At 69.6% G+C, this 20,867-nt stretch carries 15 protein-coding genes; 6 read left to right on the forward strand and 9 right to left on the reverse strand.

The window, feature by feature from the left end; all coding sequences use genetic code 11:
- Positions 1-799: 799 nt before the first annotated feature.
- The 8 genes from OHA77_RS28985 to OHA77_RS29020 all read right to left on the reverse strand — a co-directional run bounded on the left by OHA77_RS28985 (position 800) and on the right by OHA77_RS29020 (position 11,138).
- Positions 800-3,424 (reverse strand): FtsX-like permease family protein, encoded by a 2,625-nt coding sequence (locus tag OHA77_RS28985; RefSeq protein WP_406312562.1) that lies wholly within the window; start codon positions 3,422-3,424, stop codon positions 800-802.
- Positions 3,391-4,155, reverse strand: coding sequence for an ABC transporter ATP-binding protein (locus OHA77_RS28990; RefSeq protein ID WP_406312563.1), 765 nt, complete (start codon positions 4,153-4,155; stop codon positions 3,391-3,393). Before OHA77_RS28990 ends, OHA77_RS28985 begins: the two co-directional genes overlap by 34 nt.
- A gap of 86 nt (positions 4,156-4,241) precedes the next feature.
- A complete protein-coding gene (locus tag OHA77_RS28995; RefSeq protein ID WP_406312564.1) occupies positions 4,242-5,006 on the reverse strand; it encodes a thioesterase II family protein in 765 nt (254 codons plus the stop codon).
- A 123-nt stretch (positions 5,007-5,129) separates the two neighbouring features.
- The gene (locus OHA77_RS29000) at positions 5,130-5,705 is read right to left on the reverse strand and encodes a sigma factor-like helix-turn-helix DNA-binding protein (RefSeq protein WP_406312565.1); all 576 of its coding nucleotides are present in this window, start codon (positions 5,703-5,705) and stop codon (positions 5,130-5,132) included.
- 172 nt (positions 5,706-5,877) lie between these two features.
- Positions 5,878-6,588: a 4'-phosphopantetheinyl transferase gene (locus tag OHA77_RS29005; protein WP_406312566.1), complete on the reverse strand. Its 711-nt coding sequence runs from the start codon at positions 6,586-6,588 to the stop codon at positions 5,878-5,880.
- Entirely contained in the window at positions 6,585-7,439 is an 855-nt protein-coding gene (locus OHA77_RS29010; RefSeq protein WP_326825017.1) for a metallophosphoesterase, read from the reverse strand. Before OHA77_RS29010 ends, OHA77_RS29005 begins: the two co-directional genes overlap by 4 nt.
- Positions 7,440-7,547: 108 nt before the next feature.
- Positions 7,548-10,532 (reverse strand): BTAD domain-containing putative transcriptional regulator, encoded by a 2,985-nt coding sequence (locus OHA77_RS29015; RefSeq protein ID WP_406312567.1) that lies wholly within the window; start codon positions 10,530-10,532, stop codon positions 7,548-7,550.
- Between the two features lie 417 nt (positions 10,533-10,949).
- Entirely contained in the window at positions 10,950-11,138 is a 189-nt protein-coding gene (locus OHA77_RS29020; protein WP_406312568.1) for a hypothetical protein, read from the reverse strand.
- 361 nt (positions 11,139-11,499) lie between these two features.
- On the opposite strand from OHA77_RS29020, the gene OHA77_RS29025 reads away from it, so the two are divergent.
- From OHA77_RS29025 to OHA77_RS29050, 6 genes are all read left to right on the forward strand, one after another.
- Complete coding sequence (locus OHA77_RS29025) at positions 11,500-11,838, forward strand: hydroxyisourate hydrolase (RefSeq protein ID WP_326825014.1); 339 nt, start codon at positions 11,500-11,502, stop codon at positions 11,836-11,838.
- A 31-nt stretch (positions 11,839-11,869) separates the two neighbouring features.
- Positions 11,870-13,666 carry a 2-isopropylmalate synthase gene (locus OHA77_RS29030; RefSeq protein WP_406312569.1) on the forward strand — a complete coding sequence of 599 codons (1,797 nt, stop codon included), beginning with the start codon at positions 11,870-11,872 and terminating at the stop codon, positions 13,664-13,666.
- Positions 13,667-13,708: 42 nt separating this feature from the next.
- A complete protein-coding gene (locus OHA77_RS29035; protein WP_406312570.1) occupies positions 13,709-16,516 on the forward strand; it encodes an AAA family ATPase in 2,808 nt (935 codons plus the stop codon).
- 181 nt (positions 16,517-16,697) lie between these two features.
- A complete protein-coding gene (locus OHA77_RS29040; RefSeq protein ID WP_326826907.1) occupies positions 16,698-18,242 on the forward strand; it encodes an acyl-CoA carboxylase subunit beta in 1,545 nt (514 codons plus the stop codon).
- Positions 18,242-18,430, forward strand: a complete 189-nt coding sequence (locus OHA77_RS29045) for an acyl-CoA carboxylase subunit epsilon (RefSeq protein WP_406312571.1) — start codon at positions 18,242-18,244, stop codon at positions 18,428-18,430. The genes OHA77_RS29040 and OHA77_RS29045 overlap by 1 nt, the downstream gene beginning before the upstream one ends.
- A gap of 25 nt (positions 18,431-18,455) precedes the next feature.
- Entirely contained in the window at positions 18,456-20,210 is a 1,755-nt protein-coding gene (locus OHA77_RS29050) for an acetyl/propionyl/methylcrotonyl-CoA carboxylase subunit alpha (protein ID WP_406312572.1), read from the forward strand.
- 175 nt (positions 20,211-20,385) lie between these two features.
- On the opposite strand, the gene OHA77_RS29055 is transcribed toward OHA77_RS29050, so the two are convergent.
- Positions 20,386-20,748, reverse strand: a complete 363-nt coding sequence (locus OHA77_RS29055; RefSeq protein WP_406312573.1) for a hypothetical protein — start codon at positions 20,746-20,748, stop codon at positions 20,386-20,388.
- Between the last annotated feature and the right edge of the window lie 119 nt (positions 20,749-20,867).

Consider the following 20,867-nt stretch of genomic DNA (forward strand, 5'->3'; position numbering starts at 1 on the left):
TGGGCGCCCTGGCACTTCCCAACGAACGATCACCAATCGGCGAGCCCGCACTTCCCTCCCGATCCTCCTCTCTGCGGCGCTCGGCCCTGCACTGGTCGGAGAGGAACGCGTCAGCAACGGCGACCGGCCCCGAGCGGCCCCGCACGGATCGCTTCAGCATCAAAGAGCCCGCCGGGCGGCCCGAAAGCAAGCGACTACGGTCCGCACGCCGTACGGTCAGGCAGCCTGGCGCGGAGGTGGGTGGGTGTTCCGGCCGGCTTATAAAAAAGCGCGACCACCGCGCCCGTCAGGCCGGAGGCCTGAAAAACGAGACGGTGACTGCGACGGCCGGCCGGAACACCCACCCACCGCAGCGCGCACGGCGAAAAGTCGGGACGGGAACCGCACCCCGAGCGCTCGCCGACTTCGGAAACCTGGCGATCAGCACCGCCCGCCCGGCCGCGCCGACATCGCCCACGCCCGTCGTGAGCCGGGTCTCAAGAGTCAGCATGCCCGTGACACGCCGAACCCTCGAATCTCGACAACCTCTTCGTGGTCACATTCGGTTACGAGACCGGCTCACGACGGACCGAGAGCCCTCCGTGATCACTTGCCGAGAAGGTCGCGGATCGCCGGGAGCACGCCAGCCCGACCGCCGACTCGGTGTCCTACCGACAGTTCCCGCTCTGGCTCAACGAGGCATCGCGGTGCAGGAGGGCCTCCGTCCGCTCGGTGGAGATGTCGCGATCCACACCGAACCCGGAGACCCTCCCTCAAACCACGGACATCCCCCCGTGCTCGACCGCTGCGGTCACCACACCTAGCGGGCCGCGAGCACCGCGCTCGCCTGCTGGGACCGCAGGGTCGTCCAGGTCGGTGCCCAGGTCGCACCGAGGGTCAGCAGGAAGCCGAAGGCGACCACGGTGAGGTAGATCCACACCGGGCCGGACGGGAACGGCGTCCCGCTGACCGCGATGCTGAAGGGGATCAGGCTGATCATCGACGCCAATGTGCCGAGCAGGATCCCGACGCCGGCGATCAGCAGCGCCTCGGCGCCCATCATCCGCATCACCTGCTCGGGCGTGGAGCCGGTGAGCCTTTGCAGGGCCAGTTCCCTGCGCCGGTCGGTGGTACCCATCACCTGGGTGTTCACCACGGAGATCGCGGTGTAGGCGATGATCATCGCGACCAGCAGGTAGTTGACCCACGCGCCGGTGTCCTGCCGCCGGCCGTACTCCGCGGTGAGCGCGTCGCGGTCGGTCACCCGCACGTCGGGCCGCTTCGCGACGAACGCGGTCAGCGCGTCGGTCAGCTCGCCGGTGTCGGCGTCCGGCGCGGCGCGCACCAGGATCTGGGGCGGCCGTCCGGCCGCGGTGTGCGCGGCCAGCACGTCCGCGGGCATCAGGACGGTCTGCGCGTCCGGCTCCGCGGCCACCAGCGCGACGATCCGCAACTGCACCGCGGCGCGGTCGCCGAGCCGCATCGTGATCGTGTCGCCCACCTTGCGTCCCAGTTCGCGCGCGTGCCGGGCGGCCAGCGCGACGGTGTCCCCCCGCAGGTCGGCGAGCGCGCCGGCGGTCACGGACACCGCCGTGGTCTGCTGCGCGCCGTCACCGGTGATGCCCTGCAGCGTCCAGCCCTCCTCAGACTGGGAAGGGTCGTAGGGCTTCTCCACGAAGCCCGTGCTGGTGACGAACTCCGAGGCGCCGGCCACGCCGGGTATGCGCCGGACGCCGTCGAGGAGGCCGGGGGCGAGACCGCCGGTGGCCGAGGCGAGGACGGCGTCCGCGCGGAGGTTCTCGACGTAGGCGGCCTTGGCCGCGTCCACCTGGGTCGTCTGGACGTAGAGGTTCGCGGTGGCCATGCCGGTCGCGAGCATGATGGGCGTCACCGCGGCCGCCATCTGGGCGGTCCTGGCGCGCGCGTTGAGCATCGCGAGGTATCCGGGCGGTCCGGAGAACCTGTCGATCAGCCTGCTGAAGACGGCGATCAGGCCCTTGGTGACGGCGGGGGAGATGAACGCGAGCCCGATGGCCCACAGCAGCACCGCCGGTCCTGCGGTGGCGGCGGACTCGGGACCGCTCATCACGAGCACGGTCACCATGGCCAGCGCCAGACCGCCGGCGAAGCACAGCAGGGCGAGCGAGATCCGCAGCGGGCCGACCGTGCTCCGCTGGGCGGCGGCCTCGACGAGCGCCTCCGACGGCCTGCTGCGGGTCGCCTCCCTGGCCGAGATCATGGCCGCCACCAGTGTGGTGATCACGGACACGCCCGCCGCGACGATGGCTGGGACGAAGCCCTGGCGGAACTCCACCACCCCCGGGACCATGCCGGTCCCCACCAGCCGGTCGAACAGCCACCCGCTCAGGTAGGGTCCGAACAGGCAGCCGGCGGCCGTGGCGAACACGGCGATCGTCGCCGCCTCGCCCAGCACCATCCGGCGCATCTGGCCCGGTGTCGCGCCGATCGCCTGGAGCAGCGCCATCTCACGCCGGCGCTGCTGGATGGACAGGCCGAGGGTGCTGGCGACCACGAACATGACGACGATGATCAGCAGGCCGCCGAACACCGCCGCCAGGGTGATCAAGTCCTCGCTGCTGTTGGTCGCCTGCGGGAACTCCGCCAGGCCGCGCTGGTCGCCGGTGAGCAGGACCGCCGACTTGCCGCGCAGCGCGTCCCCGACCCGCCGCTGGAGATCCTCCAGGGCGACTCCCGCCGCGGGCACGACGCCGATGGCGTCCAGCCGGCCGCTGTGACCCGAGAGGGCGTCGGCCTCCGCGGGGGTGAAGAACATGGCGGCCTCGGTGGTCTCGACCTCTCCGGCGAGGGCGGCGACGCCGGTGACCCTGAACGTCTTGGTCGTCCCGCCGACCGCGATCGGGATCCGGTCGCCGACCCGCGCGCCCGAACGCTCGGCCAGGCCCGCGTCGAGCACGACGTCGCCCGGCTGGGCCGGTGCCGTACCCGGTCCGATCCGGTACGGCCCGAGCTCGGCGGAGGCCCAGCCGTGACCGTTCGCCTGCTCCTCGTCCTTGATGGTCATGGCCGGGAACGACACGTCACCGACGGCCTTGGCCACCCCCGGCACCGCCGCGATCACGGCGGTCAGGCCGGCGTCCAGCCGGACCCGCTCGGTGAGGGTCCCCCACTCGGTCTCGTCTTCCTCCTCGTCTTCGTCCTCGTCTGTCCTGCTCACCGGTGCTGCCGGGGCACGTGGCAGGATGTAGGACTGGTCGCCGGTGACCACGATCGGGGCCGAGGCGAGCCGCTGCGGCGGGATGTCGAGGCGGATACCGGTCTCCATCAGGCCGCCGCAGGCCGAGACGATCGCGACGCCGAGCGCCATCGCCACGAACGTCGCGGTGAACGCGCCCAGCCGGTGTTGCAGACTGCTCAGTGCCAGCCGCCACATCAGTACCGCCCCCTTACCTTCAACGCGTCCCATGCGCCCAGATGGGTCATCCGGTCCGCGACCTGCTCCGCCGTCGGCTGCGCCAGCTCGTCCACGAAGTGACCGTCGGCCAGGAACACGACGCGGTCCGCGTAGGAGGCGGCGACCGGATCGTGGGTGACCATCACGACCGTCTGGCCGGCCCCCTCGACCGACTCGCGCAGCAGCTCCAGCACGTCGAGCGCGGTGCGGGTGTCCAGCGCGCCGGTCGGCTCGTCGGCGAAGATCGCGGCGGGCTCGGTGACCAGTGCCCGCGCGATGGCGACCCGCTGCTGCTGCCCGCCGGACAGCTCGTGCGGCCGGTGGTTCCTGCGCTCGGTGAGCCCGACCCGTGAGATCACCTCGGCGACCTTGCCGTCGTCGGGGGTACGGCCCGCCAGCCGCAGCGGCAGCGTGACGTTCTGCAGCACGGTCAGCGCCGGCAGGAGGTTGAACGCCTGGAAGATGAAGCCGATCCGCTCCCGTCGCAGCTTGGTCAGCCGCACCTCGTCCAGCCCGGTGATCTCCTGCCCCTCGAAGGAGATCGAGCCCGATGTCGGCTTGTCGAGCCCGGCCGCGCACTGCAGGAACGTGCTCTTGCCCGATCCGGACGGCCCCATGACCGCGGACATGGTGCCCTTGCGGAATCCGATCGTGACCCCGTCCAGCGCCACGACGGCTCCGCCGCTGCGACCGTAGACCTTCCGTACCGAATGCAGCTGAACCACATCATCGGCTCTGTTCACTACCGCTCCCTTTCGTGATGAGAGCCACCGCGTCGGCACGCGATGGCTCCTGGTTCGGGGGTGCCCCCGTCGTTGTGGAAGGTCTGTCAGCCGGTGGCGACCCGCCCGGCGATGTGGCCGGAGATCACGCCGATGACGGCGGCCGCGTGGGTGTTGAGGTAGAAGTGCCCCCCGGGGTACACCCGCAGCGAGAAGTCCGCGGCGGTGTGCTCACTCCAGGCCCGTGCCTCCTCCATCGTCACGTGAGGGTCGTCGTCGCCGGTCAGCGCCACGATCGGGCAGCTCAGCGGCGGTCCGGGCCGGTAGCGGTAGGTCTCCGCGGCCCGGTAGTCGCTCCGCACGGCGGGGAGGATCATCCGCACCATCTCGTCGTCTCCGAGCACCTGGGAGTTGGTCCCGCTCAGCCGTTTCAGGTCGGCGAGCAGGCCGTCGTCGTCGGCGAGGTGCACCCGCTCGTCGCGGTGACGGGACGGCGCGCGCCGGCCGGAGGCGAACAGCCCGAGCGGTACGGTGCCCTCCTGCTCCAGCCTCCTCGCGACCTCGAACGCCAGCGTCGCGCCCATGCTGTGGCCGAAGAGCATGATCGGCCGGTCGAGCCACCCGCGCAGCTCGCGGGTCACCAGGTCGGCGAGCTCGCCCAGGTCGTCGACGCACGGTTCGGCGCGCCGGTCCTGCCTGCCGGGATACTGGACCGCGAGCACGTCGATCGCCGGGGACAGCGTCCGCGAGACGGGGAAGAAGAACGGGGCCGATCCTCCTGCATGGGGGAGGCACACCAGGCGGCTCGGGGCGTCCGGTGCCGGGTGGAATCGTCGTATCCACGAGCCGACCGCTGCATGTGTGTCAGCCATCTTTACCTGACGCCTTTCACGCGGTGAGGAGGAGAGTTCACGTCCGTCCTTCATTAAAGGCACAGCGGCACGGGCTCCGGCAGGTGATTCACCCCCTAGAGTCGTCCGGGCCACCCCTATCCGTCAGCGGAGCGGGGCGAGCCGGGCGGGGCTGAGCACCGACCAGAGCGCGCTGACCCGGCCCTCGGCGATCTCCATGATGATCACGCCCGCCAGTTCGCCGTCGACCCGGGCGACCAGGGCCGGCTGCCCGTTCACCTCGCCGCGCTCCACCTCGGCGCGGGTGCCGAAGCCGGCGAGCAGCCCCGCCGCGCGGCGGGCGGCGGCCTTGCGGTCGTGGATCAGAGTGGTCTCCTCGCCGTCGGCGCGGGCCACGACCTCGTCGGCCAGGATGGGCTCCAGACCGTCCAGGTCGCCCTTCGCCGCGGCGGCCAGGAAACGGTCGACGATCTCGTCGTGCCGTCCGTCGAGCGGGGCGAGCCGGTGGCGCCGGGGCTCCGGGCTCCGCACGCCGGGACGGCGGGCGGCCCGGTGGATCCGCCGGCACGAGGCCTCGGAGAGATCGAGCATGCCGGCGATCTCGCGGAAACCGTAGGAGAAGGACTCACGCAGGACGAAGACCGCTCGCTCGGTCGGCGAGAGCCGTCCGAGTACGGCCGCGCCCGCCGGGACCGTCACGGTTCGCAGTGCTGCATTCATGGGATCCTCCAGGGGGTGTCGTGAGGAGCTACACCCATGACTCTCGCGTGTTGAGGGTCCGCGGGCAGTCACGGGGACACGACACTTCTCCGGGGGCTGTCCCTACCATCGCGCCGAGGCGATCCCTACCGGCGCCCTGGACCGGGCCCGGCCCGCCGTACGGGACGGCGGCTCAGGTCCGCGCGTCGGCGCGTCGCTGCTGCACCGGGGCCGCGGGGGGCACCACGGGGGTGGGCAGGACGATCGCGGTGATGAGGAGGCCGTCGGCGGCCAGCCAGTGGCCGGTGAGGCTCTTGAGCCGCTGCCCGTAGATGACGGGGGCCTCCACGAGGAGACGCGCGGTGAAGGTGCCTTTGACGGGGTCGATGGTCACCGAGGCGTGCTCGAAACTCAGCCATCGGTGGGTCAGCGGGAACCAGGTCTTGTACACCGACTCCTTGGCGCAGAACAGCAGGCGGTCCCAGCGCACGCCGGGGTGACGGCGCAGGAGGGTCTGCACCGCGGCACGCTCCGACGGCAGCCCTATGGCGTCGAGGACGCCGTAGGGCAGCTCCTCGTCCGGCTCCGCGTCGATGCCGATCGAGGAGATGAGCGTGGAGTCGCCCAGGACGGCCCCGCGGTAGCCGGCGCAGTGGGTGATGCTGCCGACCACCCCGACCGGCCACTGCGGCTCACCGCGCAGGCCGGGCAGGATCGGCGCCTCCGGCTTGCCGAGCATGCGGAGCGCTCTCCTCGCGCACAGCCGTGCCGTGGTGAACTCCCGGCGGCGCTTGTCGACCGCCTGGCTGATCACCTGCTCCTCGGCGGGGAACAGCGTTCCTTCGAGTGAGTCTTCTACGGTGTCGACGGCCACGACGTTCGGCGGCAGGATTGCTCTGATCATGATATTTCCCGATAGGGCAGCACGGATCTGATGGGAGACCCTGTCCGGTTCCACCGGCGCCACTCGCGTGGGTAGCCGAGGGAGACTTCTTCGAATCGCACGCCGTCCTGCCATGTGGTGCGCGGGATGTGCAGATGGCCGTAGACCACGGCCAACGCGTCGTAGCGCCGATGCCAGTCGTACGTGTGCTCGGTGCCGCACCACTGGGCGAACTGCGGGTAGCGCAGCACCCTGGTGGGCTCGCTCGTCAACGGCCAGTGGTTGACGAGGATCGTGGGGATGTCCGTGTCGCGCTCGGCGAGGCGGCGCTGGGACTCCCGGATCCGGGCGTGACACCAGGCCGCCCGGTGCGGGTACGGCTCGGGATGGAGGAGATACTCGTCGGTGCAGACGACACCCGACTCGTGCGCCCACTTCATGGCCTCCTCCTGAGACATGCCGGGAGGACGGAAGGTGTAGTCGTAGAGGAGGAACAGCGGGGCGATGGTCACCGGGCCGCCCGCTCCCGTCCAGACGGGGTAGTCGTCCTCGGGTGTGACGACTCCGAGCCGCCGGCACATTTCGACGAGATATCGGTAGCGCTGTTCACCGCGCAGGTCGACGGAATCGTAGGGAGGCGTCCAGAGTTCGTGATTGCCCGGCGTCCATATCACGGTGGAGAAACGCTCCTTGAGCAGGGTGAGCGTCCACTCGATGTCGGAGGCGAGTTCGCCGACGTCACCGGCGACCAGTAGCCAGTCGGCCTCCGACCCGGGCCGGAGGTCTTTCACGATCTGCCGGTTCTCCTGGTGGGCCACGTGCAGGTCACTGACTGCGAGCAGCCTTCCGCCGTTTTTCTGGCCATTAGTCACAATGCGATGGTATGACCGGCCTATTTACAGGTGAATGATCCGGCGGAATGTCTCGGGCCTGCGGGACCGGCATAAGGGCCCTAGGTGCCCGGCTAGGGGACGGCGTATTCAGGGCGCGATTTCCTCTTCCCCCAGTCTGGCGGCGACCTGGATGCGTATCCGGTCCCCCATCGGTGGGCCGATCTTGTCGGTGAGGGCGAGTGCCCTGGTCAGTGCCTCACCCGCCGCCCCGGCGTCACCCGCGGCGAAGTGCGCGTCGCCGAGCGTTATCAGCGCGCGCGCCTCGTTCAGCGGCGTGTGCAGTCCGTGGAAGACCGTCATCGCCTGCTGGAGGTGGGCCACGGCCAGCTCCGGGTCACCGTCCAGGAGGGCCATCTCGCCGAGCCCGCTCAACACCCATGCCTCGACGAGGCGCTGGCTGGAGCTGGCCGCCAGGGTGAGGGCATGGTCCAGTGCGGTGCCCGCCCCGGTGAGGTCGCCGTTCCGCAGCCGGGCGATGCCCAGCCCGTGGAGCGTGTGCGCCTCCCCGGTGGAGTCCCCGATGGCCCGCACGATCTCCAGCGCCTGCTCGAACACCTCGGCGGCGAGATCCGGTTCGTTCAGTGAGAGATGCGCGTGGCCCATCCGGTGCAGTACCTGTGCCTCGACCCGCCTGCCGCCGCCCTCCTTGCTGAGGTCCAGCGCCTCGATGAGCAACCGCTTGGCCTCGGCGGGCTCGTCGCACTCCAGTCTGAGCTGGGCCAGGTTGTGCAGCACATAGCCGGCCGCGACCTCGTTCCCGGCGTCACGGAAGATCTCCAGCGCCTGGCTGTAGTTCGCCGCCGCCTCCTCGAAGTCACCGCCCAGCCGGTCGAGGAACCCGATGCTGCGGATGGCCACGGCCATCCCCTGGGCGTCGCCGATCTCGCTGAACAGTTCGACGGCCGACTCGAAGGAGCAGCGTGCGTCGTTGAAGCGCTGCTCGGTGATGGCGAGCGAGCCCATGGAGTAGAGCATCGCCGCCTGGCCCCGCCTGTCGTCGCCCTGCTGCGCGGCGACGAGCGCGATCTGATGGGTCTCCCGCCAGTCGTCGAGGTAGACCCGCGACTCGAAGAAGGTCACGGCCGAGATGGCGAGGCCCCAGCAGAGGTCCACGTAACCGGCCTGGGCCGCCTGGCGGATGCCGGAGACGACCAGTGGGCGTTCCCGCTCGAACCACGCCAGCGGTGCGGAGATGAGCTGGTCGACCAGCCGCGCCGGCAGCGGGCTGGAGGAGATCTCGCTTTGGATGAGGGCGTCCGCGCCGTACTCCCGCTGGCTCGCCGACTGCGCGAGGAAGAGCAGGGAGCCGAGCACCCGGGAGAGTGCCGCGTTGCGCTCGTCGACCGACTCCTCCGCGGCCAGGCGTTCCCTGGCGAACACCTGGATGAGGTCGTGGAAGCGGTACTGCGTGTGCACTCCCCGCCCGATGCCCGTGGTCTCCAGGAGCTGGGCGTCGGCGAGGTCGTCGAGGAGGTCCTGGGCGTCGGTGAAGGTCTGGTCCAGCAGCGGTGCGCCGACCCACGCCGAGAACACCTGACAGTCCAGGATCGCGAGCCGGCGGAACAGCCGCCGTGCGTCCTCGCCGACGCTGTCGTAGGTCAGCGAGATGCTGGCCCTGATCGCCATGTCGCCGTGCTTGAGCTCGTCGAGGCGGCGGGTCTCGTCCTCCAGCCGTTCCACCAGTTGCTCGATGCTCCAGTGGGGGCGTGCGGACAGCCGGGCGCCCGCGATGCGCAGCGCGAGCGGCAGGCGCCCGCAGAGCTCGGCCAGTGCGGCGGTGGCGTCGGGCTCCGACTGCATCCGCTCGGTGCCCGCGATGCTGGAGAGGAGGGCCACCGACTGCTCGGAGTCGAAGCTGTCCACGCTGACGTGGAGCGCGCCGGCGAGCCCGGCGAGCCTGCTGCGGCTGGTGATGATGACGGCGGCGTCCGGATTGCCGGGGAGCAGCGGCAGGATCTGGCTCTCCGAGGCCGCGTTGTCCAGCACGATCAGCATCGTGCGCCCGGAGAGCTGGGCGCGGTACATCTCGGCCCGCTCCTCCAGGGAGTCGGGTAGCGCGGCGCCGTGCACGCCCAGCACGCGCAGGAACCGTTCGAGCACCTGCATCGGGCTCACCGGGCGGTAGGCGTCCGCGTGCAGGTCGGCGAAGAGCTGGCCGTCGGGGAAGTGCGCGGCGACGCTGTGCGAGACGTGGATGGCGACGGTGGTCTTGCCGATCCCCGCCTTGCCGCCGATCACGGCGATGGGCACGGCGAAGCCGGTGCGTCCCTCGGGGCCGCGCAGCAGGTGCCGGCGCAGGTCCCTGATCTGGTCCGAGCGTCCGGTGAAGTCGGCGATGTCGGTGGGGAGCATGCCCGGCACCTTCGGCACGGCGGCGGTCACCTCGACGGTGTGCTGGGCCGGCGCGCCGAGGCTCTCGTCCGAGGTGAGGATGGCGTGCTCGAGCTGCTGGAGCCGCTCGTTGGGCTCGATCCCCAGCTCCTCGATCAGCGCCTGCCGGGTCTGCCGGTAGACCTGCAGGGCCTCGGCCTGCCGTCCGCTCCGGTACAGGGCCGTCATCAGCTGGCCGCGGAGCCGTTCGCGCAGCGGGTAGGCCTCGATCAGCTCGGTGAGCTCGGCGATCACCTCATGGTGCCTGCCGAGGTCGAGTTCGAGCTGGACGCAGTCCTCGTTCGCGGTGATGCGGTGCTCGGCGAGCCGGCCCGCCGCGGACTGCACGAGCCTGCTGTCGATGCCGTCGAGCGCGGGTCCGCGCCACAGGGACAGCGCCTGCCGGTAGAGCCGTACGGCCTCCGCCAGGTTCTCGGTCCTGCGGGCGAGCTGAGCCGCCAGGAGGAGCGACTCGAAGCGCTTGGCGTCGATCTGCTCCTCGGGCACGCGGATGGAGTAGCCCTGCGGATGAGTGGAGATGAGGTCACTGTCGCCGTGGCCGGCGAACAGCTTGCGCAGTGCGCTGATGCAGATCTGCACCTGCGCCCGGGAAGTGGAGGGAGGATCGTCCCCGTAGATCGCCTCCATCAGCCTTCTGGTGGTGACGACCCTGTTGGGATCCAGCAGAAGGGCGGCCAGCACCGTCTGCTGCCTGATACCCCCAAGATCTAATCGTTCGTTGGTCCGGACGGCTTCAAGTAGACCCAGGATGTAAAACTCCACCGCATTCCCTCGTCAGAAACTCGCGGTCATGCGAAAGCCTGCTTTGCGAGATGGGAGAAGTATCGGTCATCCGGCCCCCGAGTTGCATGTGACCTCCGTGGGTGTGCAATGCAACAGCGCCCCGTCATAGTACGCCGTGCGTACCCTATGTCACGTCCGCGATGGTACTACTTTGCATAGGTGCTTTGCCATAGTAGATCATTAAAAATGACGATTTGTTGGCTGGTTTGTCGCCCAGTCATCCTTGCGGAAAACTGCCTGTAACCTGCAGGAAAACCAAGAAAGAACGCGATCGGAGGCCAGGCCTCCGATCGCGGGATTGCCCCCTAATGGTGATCACCCCCAAGGGTTGTGGCCCCCCTGGGGGGTCGGCGTCGGGGTCGGCGTCGGGGTGGAGGCGCCCGGCTCGTAGGTATCGGCCATGGCGGAACCGTGCCCGAGAGAGACGCACATGGTGGCGGTGCCGGCTGCGGCGATGATCACAGAGGTGACGATCCGGATGAAACGGCGGCTGACGTAGCTCATTGTGGGTCCCCTTCACTGGTGCGAACCAGCCGGTCGGCCGATCTGTTCTCAACGTAGGAACCGCTGCCATCCACTCATTATCGAACCGTCGGTGGATTTCTATCGGTCCGCTTTTCCGGTTGATCCCGTAAAGCGGTCGAATCAGAACTCGGAAAACCTCCCGGTGAATCGATGGGCGGCCGATAGCGTGCGGAAGGCGAATGAATAGCGCCTTCCGGCAACCTGGCATGAGGCGAGAACGGCCAGCGGCCGGGAGTGTCCACCCGGATGGATGCGTACGTCCCCTCCAGAAGGGCGCCGGCCTCTCCGGGCGGATATCGGTGCCCGGGTATGCGATCGCCCGGCAGATTGGTGTTTTTACATGGCTATCACCGTGCAGGCATTGGACAGTGTCTATGGCCGGGCCGCCGCCGGCGTACGGGCGACTCTGGAGCAGGTCGACAACGGACACTGGCAGGCCACGGTCGACGCCGTCACCGACCGTGACGGCTACATCAAGGAGTGGGGCGGCCGGCAGCTCAAGCGTGGTCTCTATCGAATCGTCTTGGACAGTGGTTACTACTTTGTGGGCCTGGGCCTCAGCGCCGCCTACCCCGAGATCAGCGTGGTTTTCCGGATTGAGAACGAGGTCGACACCTACCAGATCCAGGTGCTGCTCTCTCCTCATTCCTATTCGGCCTACCTCGGGTCATCCAATTGATGTGCAGGATGGTAGTGAAGGGAATCCGGTAGTGCAGACCAAAAGAACCTCGGCCGGGCGGTACCGTCCGTTCAGACCGATAATCGTCACCGACCGTTCGTGGCCGGACAACACGATCACCTCGGCGCCGCGCTGGCTCTCGACAGACCTTCGCGACGGAAACCAGTCACTGGCCGCCCCGATGACCCCCGAGCGCAAGCTGGCGATGTTCGAGCTGCTCGTGGGCATGGGCTACCGGGAGATAGAGGTCGGGTTCCCTGTCGCGAGCCAGGACGACCACGATTTCCTGCGTGTGCTGATCGAGCAGGACCGCATCCCCGACGACGTGCGGATCTCCGTGCTGGTGCAGGCCCGCGACGAGCTGATCAGGCGCACGGTGGAGAGCCTCGAAGGGGCACCCCGGGCCACGATCCACCTGTACAACGCCACCTCTCCGCTGTTCCGGCGTGTGGTCTTCGACATGAGCAGGGATGAGTGCAAGGATCTCGCCGTGCGCGGCACCCAGCTGATGATGAAGTACGCCGAACGCACCCTCCGGGACTGCGACCTGGGCTTCCAGTATTCTCCCGAGCTGTTCAACGACACCGAGGCGGACTTCTCCCTGGAGGTCTGCGAGGCCGTCATGGACGTCTGGCAGCCGGAGCCGGGCCGCGAGATCATCCTCAACTTCCCGACCACCGTGGAGCGTTCGCTGCCCAACGTCTTCGCCGACCAGATCGAGTGGCTGCACCGCAACCTGTCCAGGCGTGAGCACGTCTGCCTGTCCATCCATCCGCACAACGATCGCGGGACCGGCGTCGCGTCCTCGGAGCTGGCACTGCTCGCCGGGGCCGACCGCATCGAGGGATGCCTCTTCGGCAACGGCGAGCGGGCCGGCAACGTCTGCCTGGTCACGCTGGGGCTGAACATGCTGACCCACGGCGTCGACCCCGGCATCGACTTCTCCGACATCAACACGGTCCGCCGGGTGGTGGAGGACTGCAACGGGATCGCCGTCCACCCCCGGCATCCGTACGGCGGCGACCTCGTGCACACCTCCTTCGCCGGCTCGCACCAGGACGCGATCAAGAAGGGCTTCGACGCGCTTGAGCGCAGAGCCGCGGAAGAGGGCGTCCCGGTGGGCGAACTGCCGTGGGAGATGCCCTACCTCCCGATCGACCCCGCCGACCTCGGCCGCACCTACGAGGCCGTCGTGCGGATCAACAGCCAGTCGGGCAAGGGGGGCGTGGCCTACATCATGAGCGCGTGGTACGGCCTGAGCCTGCCGCGCGACCTGCAGGTCGACTTCGCGAAGGTGGTCCAGTCGCGGGCCGACGCCGACGGCGAGGAGATCACCCCGAGCCGGGTCAGGCGGCTCTTCGAGGACGAGTACATGACGGACTCCGCCGTGCCGCTGCCGCGCGGCGAGCAGCCGGTGCGGACCTCGCTGTATATCGACGGCGGCGGGTTCGACGTCGGCGCGGCGCGGGCCGACTCGATCCAGTCCGTCAGGTCGGTGCTCACCGCCAGGGGATTCGAGGTCCGCGCGGTGCACCGTACCGGACTGGCGACGGCCCGGCCCGGCACCGGCCGGTCGGACGTCGCCGTCTACGCGGAGTGCGTGATGGACGGGCGGGTGTTCTGGGGCGCGGGCCTGGAGGCCGACGTCGAGGCGGCCTCGGTGGCGGCGGTGCGGTCCGCCGTGGTCAGGGCGACGCTCGCCCGGCTGCCCGTCGTGTCCACGGGCGTCGCCCCGGCAGGGCTCCGAGCAGGCCGGAGTCCGTCGGAGGCCGCTGATAGCGGCTCGATAAGAAACCGAAGTGAGCGGAACCTAGCGTCATACGTGTAGCCGGTACCGAGACGGCGTCCGTCGAGGAAAGGGAGGCTGATCATGGGCCTGGTCGAAAGAGATGAGGCACTGGCCTCCTTGGAAGGCCTGCTCACCAGCGCGGTGACGGGCAAGGGCAGGGCGGTGCTGATCAGCGGCACGGTCGCGAGCGGCAAGAGTGAGTTGCTGCACTCCTTCGCCGAGCAGGCGATCGAGCTGGGTGCCCTGCCCATCACCGCCACCGGGTCCCGCGTCGAGCGGGACCTGCCGATGGGCGTGCTCGGGCAGCTGATCCACGACGCGCCGCTGGTCGCGGAGGAGCGGGACCGGGCCCTCGCCCTGCTGGAGGAGGGCGCCCGTACGGTCATGTCGGGCGACCCCCGAGCCGAGACCCTGGAACCGGTCGACGCCCAGGTCGTCCACGCGCTGTGCACGGTGCTCCTCGAACTCTCCGAGCGCTATCCGCTGCTGGTCGTCGTGGACGACATCCACCTCGCGGACCGGGCCTCCCAGCTCTGCCTGGCCTACCTGTTGCGGCGGTTGAGGTTCGCCAGGATCGCCGCCGTCTTCAGCCACTCCGACAACGGCCGGTACGTCGAGACGTTCCTCGAGACCGAATTGATGCGCCAGCCCCACTGCCGGCGCGTCCAGCTCGCCCTGCTCTCGGAGGAGGGCGTGGCGACCCTGGCCGCCGAGCGGGTGGGCAAGGAGCCGGCCGCTCGCTTCGCCGCGGAGTGGCACGGGCTGAGCGGAGGAAACCCGCTGCTGGTCGGCGCTCTGATCGAGGACTACCAGGACTTCGTCCGCGCCTCCGGCGAGTCCCCGGCCGAGCCGGTCGTCGGCGACCGGTACGGCCAGGCCGTGGTGTCCTGCCTGCAGCGCGGTGAGCCGCAGACGCTCCAGGTGGCGCGCGGGCTCGCGGTCCTCGGGGATCCCGCCATGCTGGATCGGCTGCTTGCCGGCGGGGCCGCCCATGTGTCCCAGGCGCTGCACTCGCTCACCCTGACCGGCCTGCTCAGGGTGGGTTGCTTCCGGCACGAGGTGGCCCGCGCGGCGGTGCTGGGCGATGTCGACGTGGACAGGCGGATGGACCTGCACCGCAGGGCCGCCGAACTGGCGCACGAGAGCGGGGCCTCTCCCGAGGTGATCGCGGATCACCTGCTGGAGGGGAGCCGGATCGAGGCGCCCTGGGTCGTCCCCCTGCTGGAGGACGCGGCCCGGCTCGTGCTGCGTGAGGGGCGCGTCGACTCCGCGGTGGCCTATCTCCGGCTGGCCTGGCGGGAGTGCGCCGACGAGCAGCAGCGCATGAAGATCACCACAACGCTGATGCGGGCCGAGTGGCGGATCAACCCGGGCGCGCCCGCCGGGCACCTCGCCGACCTCACCGACGGTCTGCAACGAGGCAGCCTGCGGGGGAGCGACGCGATCGTGCTGGCGCAGGCCCTGCTGTGGCACGGCCGTTTCGACGACGCGCGGGAGGTGCTGGAATACCTGAAGGAATCGGGCAACGACGGCGACCTGGAGACCGGGACGGAGCTCCTCATCGCCCGCCCGTGGCTACGCTGCACCTATCCTCCCTTCCACGCCCACCTCCGCCGGACGCTGGGTGAGAAGCCCCGGCCGGTGATCGCCTCGGTCGCCGCCGACCGTCGGCTGGAGGCCACCCTCGCGCTGGCGGGTGTGCTGGTGGGCGAGCGGAACGGCCGGCTCGTGGAGACGGCCGAGCGGATCCTCCGCGAGTGCCACCTCGACGAGATGTCCATGGGAACGGTGGAGAGTGCGCTGCTGGCGCTCACCTACGGCGGGTGGTCGGAACAGGCCGCCCCCTGGTGCGACTTCTTCATGGCGGAGGCCGGTATGCGGCACGCACCGAGCCGGCAGGCGAGACTCGCCGCCATCCGGGCGGAGATAGCGCTGCGCCAGGGTGACATGCCGGGGGCCGAGCACCACGCGCGCACCGCCCTTGAGATCATCCCGATGAGCAGCTGGGGTGTCGCCGTCGGCGGGCCGCTGAGCAGCCTGATCATCGCGGCGACCGCGATGGGGAAGCACGACGTCGTGCACGAGCACCTCTCCCACCCGGTGCCCGAGGCCATCTTCCAGAGCAGGTACGGCCTGCACTACCTGTACGCCAGGGGCCGCTACAACCTGGCGACCGACTATCCCGGCCCGGCGCTGCGCGACTTCCGGCTCTGCGGCGAGCTGATGAGCACCTGGGGGATCGACGCTCCCGGCCTGGTGCCGTGGCGGGTCGACGCGGCCGAGGCCTGCCTGCGCCTGGGGCAGCCCGAGCAGGCACGCCGGTTCGCGGAGGACCAGCTCAAGCGGTGCGGGCCCGCCACACCCAGGGTGCACGGCATGGCCATGCGCCTGTTCGCGGCGACCGGTGAGGTACGGCACCGGCCGATGCTGCTCCGCCAGGCGGCCGACCTGCTCCAGGCGGGCGGAGACCGCTATGAGATGGCGAAGACGCTGTGCGACCTCGCCGCGGCCTACCAGGAGCTCGGTGAGTTCAGGCGGGCCAGGATGATCAGCAGCCGGGCCGAGGCCGTCGCCCAGGAATGTCAGGCGGACCCGCTGACCAGGGTGCTCTCCCGCAACGGCGACAGCGGGGGTGAGGTCGTCGCGGCGCTGTCGGAGACGGAAGGCCTGGCCGCCGTGCTGAGTGACGCCGAACGCAGGGTCGCCATACTCGCGGCTTCCGACTACACCAACCGGGAGATCGCCGGCAAGCTCTATCTCACGGTCAGCACCGTCGAGCAGCACCTCACGCGGACCTACCGCAAGCTCAACATCACCCGCCGCGCGGACCTTCCGTCGAGTCTCGACCTCGGTGGCTCCCGTTCCCAGCTGAACCGGGTCGACCCCTAGGAACACCGGCCGGGCGGGGCGGCGCGCGTCCGGCCTCCGGGGTGATTAGGGGGATGTCCTGACCGTTTTACCGGTCTTACCGTGCCCTAAAGGAGTAGACCCGGCGCGAGGAGATCGCATGCACGTGCAGAAGGAGGCGGAGATGGTCCCGACACCGGTGACCGACCTGCCACGTGAGACCATGCGTGATCGGGTGACGGAACTGCGGCTCGTCAGAGAGAGCGCACACCAGGGGCCCGATCCCGAGGCAACGATCAGGCAGCACACCAAGGGCAAACTGACCGCGCGCGAGCGGCTCGACATCCTGCTCGACGTCGACTCGTTCGTGGAGGTGGAGGCGTTCCGGAGGCACCGGGCGACCGGATTCGGCCTGGAGCAGCGCCGTCCGCACACCGACGGAGTCGTGGCCGGATGGGGGAAGATCTACGGGCGTGAGGTCATGGTCTACGCCCATGACTTCCGGATGTTCGGCGGTGCGCTGGGTGAGGCGCACGCCGAGAAGATCCACAAGGTGATGGACATGGCGGAGGCGGCCGGCGTGCCGCTGATCAGTCTCAACGACGGTGCGGGAGCCCGGATCCAGGAGGGTGTCACCGCGCTCGCCGGATATGGCGGGATTTTTCAGCGCAATGTGCGTGTCTCCGGAGTGATCCCGCAGATCAGCGTGATGCTCGGGCCGTGCGCCGGGGGAGCTGCCTACTCCCCGGCCCTCACCGACTTCGTGTTCATGGTGCAGAACATCTCGCAGATGTTCATCACCGGGCCCGACGTGGTCAGGGCGGTGACCGGCGAGGACATCAGCCACGACGACCTGGGCGGCGCCTCGGTGCACGGCACGCGTTCCGGCGTCGCCGGGTTCGTGCACCAGGACGAGGTCTCCTGCCTGGAGGACGTGCGCTACCTGGTCTCGCTGCTGCCCGCCAACAACCGCGAGCTGCCCCCGAAGGTGCCGACCACCGACCACCCCGGACGGCGCAACGAGGCGCTGCTCGACCTCGTCCCCGCCAATCCCACGCAGTCCTACGACATGCTGGAGCTCATCAGGGAGCTCGTGGACGACGGGGAGTTCTTCGAGTTCCACGCGGGGTGGGCGGCCAACCTGATCTGTGGGCTGGCCACCTTCGACGGCCATGTGACCGGCATCGTGGCGAACCAACCGGCATACCTGGCGGGGGTGCTGGACATCGAGGCGTCCGAGAAGGGCGCCCGGTTCATCCAGATGTGTGATTCCTTCAACATCCCGCTCGTCAGCCTCGTCGACGTACCGGGCTTCCTCCCGGGGTCCGACCAGGAGCACAACGGGATCATCAGGCACGGGGCCAAACTGCTCTACGCCTACTGCGCGGCCACCGTACCGCGCATCCAAGTGATCGTGCGCAAGGCGTACGGCGGCGCCTACATCGTGATGGACTCGCGATCGATCGGCGCCGACCTGTCCTTCGCGTGGCCCACGAACGAGATCGCGGTCATGGGCGCCGAGGGAGCAGCCAACATCATCTTCCGCAGGGAGATCGCCGCCGCGGACGACCCCGCGGAGATGCGGGCCAGGCGGGTCGAGGACTACCGGAGGACGCTCATGCATCCCTATTACGCCGCGGAGCGCGGCCTGGTCGACGATGTCATCGATCCATGCGAGACACGGATCACGCTGATCCGCTCGCTCGGCCTGCTACGGGCCAAGCACGCCCCCGCGCCGCAGCGCAAGCACGGAAACCCCCCGATGTGATGGACGGCGACCTGCTCCGGATCGTGTCCGGCGACCCGACGGACGAAGAACTGGTCGCGCTCGTCGGGGTGCTCCACCTCATCGCGGCACGAGAGCCGGAGGACGACGGGACGCGGGTGCCGGCGTCCGACTGGAAGCCGACGGGCTACCAGTCCCCTCTCTCCTGGTCTTCCACCCTTATCCGCTGACCGCCCGGACGGATCACATCAAACAATGAAAAAGATTCTGATCGCCAATCGTGGTGAGATCGCCGTCCGGATCGCCCGCGCATGCAAAGACGCCGGACTGACCAGCGTCGCCGTCTACGCCGACCAGGACCTCGACGCCCTGCACGTCCGCGTCGCCGACGAAGCCCACGCCCTCGGCGGCACCACCCCCGCCGACACCTACCTCGACATCACCAAACTCCTGCGCATCGCCCGCACCACCGGCGCCGACGCCATCCACCCCGGCTACGGCTTCCTCGCCGAAAACGCCACCTTCGCCCAAACCGTCATCGACGCCGGCCTCACCTGGATCGGCCCACCCCCCACCGCGATCACCGCCCTCGGCGACAAAGTCCAAGCCCGCCACATCGCCCACACCGTCGGCGCCCCCCTCGTCCCCGGCACCCCCGACCCCGTCACCGGCCCCGACCAAATCACCGCCTTCGCCCACCAACACGGCCTGCCCATCGCCATCAAAGCCGCCTACGGCGGCGGCGGACGCGGCCTCAAAGTCGCCCGCACCCTGGAGGAGATCCCCGACCTCTACGACTCCGCCGTCCGCGAAGCCCTCACCGCCTTCGGCCGCGGCGAATGCTTCGTCGAACGCTACCTCGACCGCCCCCGCCACGTAGAAACCCAATGCCTGGCCGACACCCACGGCAACATCGTCGTCATCTCCACCCGCGACTGCTCCCTGCAACGCCGCCACCAAAAACTCATCGAAGAAGCCCCCGCCCCCTTCCTCACCCCCACCCAGCACGACCTCCTCATCACCAGCTCCAAAGCCATCCTGCGCCACGCCGGCTACACCGGCGCCGGCACCTGCGAATTCCTCATCGGCCAAGACGGCACCATCTCCTTCCTCGAAGTCAACACCCGCCTCCAAGTCGAACACCCCGTCACCGAAGAAGTCACCGGCATCGACCTGGTCCGCGAACAGTTCCGCATCGCCGCCGGCGAACCCCTCGGCTACGACGACCCCACCCCCCGCGGCCACAGCATCGAATTCCGCCTCAACGCCGAAGACCCCGGACGCGGCTTCCTGCCCGCCCCCGGCACCATCACCGCGATGCGCACCCCCACCGGCCCCGGCGTCCGCCTCGACACCGGCTACGACACCGGCATGACCGTCCCCGGAGCCTTCGACTCCCTCATCGCCAAACTCATCATCACCGGCCGCACCCGCCAAGAAGCCATCGAACGCTCCCGCCGCGCCCTGAGCGAACTCACCATCGACGGCATGCCCACCGTCATCCCCTTCCACCAGGCCGTCCTGACCGACCCCGCCTTCACCGGCGAACCCTTCACCATCCACACCCGCTGGATCGAAACCGAATACGACAACCAGATCCCCCCCTACCCCACCCCCACCGACACCCCCCCACCCACCGAACGCGACACCATCACCGTCGAAGTCGCCGGCAAACGCCTCGAAATCACCCTCCCCGCCGGGGTGGGGGCGAGGGCCGGGTCCGCGGACCCTGCTCCCCGCGCCCCCCGCCGCTCCAACAGGGCCAACGGCACCCCCGCCGCGGGCGGTGACACCCTCATCAGTCCGATGCAGGGCACCATCGTCAAGGTGGTGGCCGCCGACGGGGACACCGTCGCCGCAGGCGACGTCGTCGTGGTGCTGGAGGCGATGAAGATGGAGCAGTCGCTCACCGCGCACAAGGCCGGGACCGTCACCGGGCTGACCGCCGCGGTCGGCCAGACCGTCACCGCCGGTGCCGCCATCTGCGAGATCAAGGACGCCTCGTCCTGAAGCGCTCCCCACGACGGGGTCCGGGGGATTCCGCCGTTCCGGTGACGTAGCCCGACGGGCGGCGGCGGGGGTGCCGGGCACGGCGGGAAGGCCGCCGGCCACGGCCGGCTCGGCGGGTCCACCCATGAAAAACCCCTGGCCGGACCCGGCGGGGGTCTGGCCAGGGGGGAGGGGGCTAGCTGACGTTGGCGCAGATCGCGTAGACGCTGATGCCGACGTCGTTGTAGCCGATCTGCCGGCCGAGGCCGATCCAGCCGGCCCCGTCATCGGTGGGGAAGGACCCGACCAGGATCGCGCCGTTCCCCTGGGCCTCGGCACCGCCGCCGACCGCCTTCTTGCCGGCCGGGCACCGGACCGTGCGCCGGCTGAAGTTGGGGACGTTGGCGTTGGGCAGCTTGACGATCTGGTAGCCGGAGAAGTCGGCCGCGGCGGCCGTACCGGGGGCCGAGGCGGAGGCCGACGTCGTGGCCAGGGTCGTCAGGCCCGCGCAGCCGACGAGGGCGGCCAGTGCGATGGTCGTGAGCCTCTTGCTTCGCATGCTTTCTCCTATGACAGAAGATGCAGGAATGGTCACGCAAAGTAAACAGTCCGCTACTTTGAGTGTCCAGCCTTGGTTCTGTCACCCCGGAGTGGGTTGCGCCGGTCGGGCACTCTGTG

Origin of the sequence: Streptosporangium sp. NBC_01639 (genome assembly GCF_045209755.1) — a bacterium.
GTDB lineage: Bacteria > Actinomycetota > Actinomycetes > Streptosporangiales > Streptosporangiaceae > Streptosporangium.

What these genes read in the sequence shown, in the direction of transcription:
- OHA77_RS28985 (WP_406312562.1), bottom strand. Translation starts at nt 3,424, where the DNA reads ATGGGACGCGTTGAAGGTAAGGGGGCGGTACTGATGTGGCGGCTGGCA.
- OHA77_RS28995 (WP_406312564.1), bottom strand. Translation starts at nt 5,006, where the DNA reads ATGGCTGACACACATGCAGCGGTCGGCTCGTGGATACGACGATTCCAC.
- OHA77_RS29000 (WP_406312565.1), bottom strand. Translation starts at nt 5,705, where the DNA reads ATGAATGCAGCACTGCGAACCGTGACGGTCCCGGCGGGCGCGGCCGTA.
- OHA77_RS29005 (WP_406312566.1), bottom strand. Translation starts at nt 6,588, where the DNA reads ATGATCAGAGCAATCCTGCCGCCGAACGTCGTGGCCGTCGACACCGTA.
- OHA77_RS29020 (WP_406312568.1), bottom strand. Translation starts at nt 11,138, where the DNA reads ATGAGCTACGTCAGCCGCCGTTTCATCCGGATCGTCACCTCTGTGATC.
- OHA77_RS29025 (WP_326825014.1), top strand. Translation starts at nt 11,500, where the DNA reads ATGGCTATCACCGTGCAGGCATTGGACAGTGTCTATGGCCGGGCCGCC.
- OHA77_RS29035 (WP_406312570.1), top strand. Translation starts at nt 13,709, where the DNA reads ATGGGCCTGGTCGAAAGAGATGAGGCACTGGCCTCCTTGGAAGGCCTG.
- OHA77_RS29040 (WP_326826907.1), top strand. Translation starts at nt 16,698, where the DNA reads ATGCGTGATCGGGTGACGGAACTGCGGCTCGTCAGAGAGAGCGCACAC.
- OHA77_RS29045 (WP_406312571.1), top strand. Translation starts at nt 18,242, where the DNA reads ATGGACGGCGACCTGCTCCGGATCGTGTCCGGCGACCCGACGGACGAA.
- OHA77_RS29050 (WP_406312572.1), top strand. Translation starts at nt 18,456, where the DNA reads ATGAAAAAGATTCTGATCGCCAATCGTGGTGAGATCGCCGTCCGGATC.
- OHA77_RS29055 (WP_406312573.1), bottom strand. Translation starts at nt 20,748, where the DNA reads ATGCGAAGCAAGAGGCTCACGACCATCGCACTGGCCGCCCTCGTCGGC.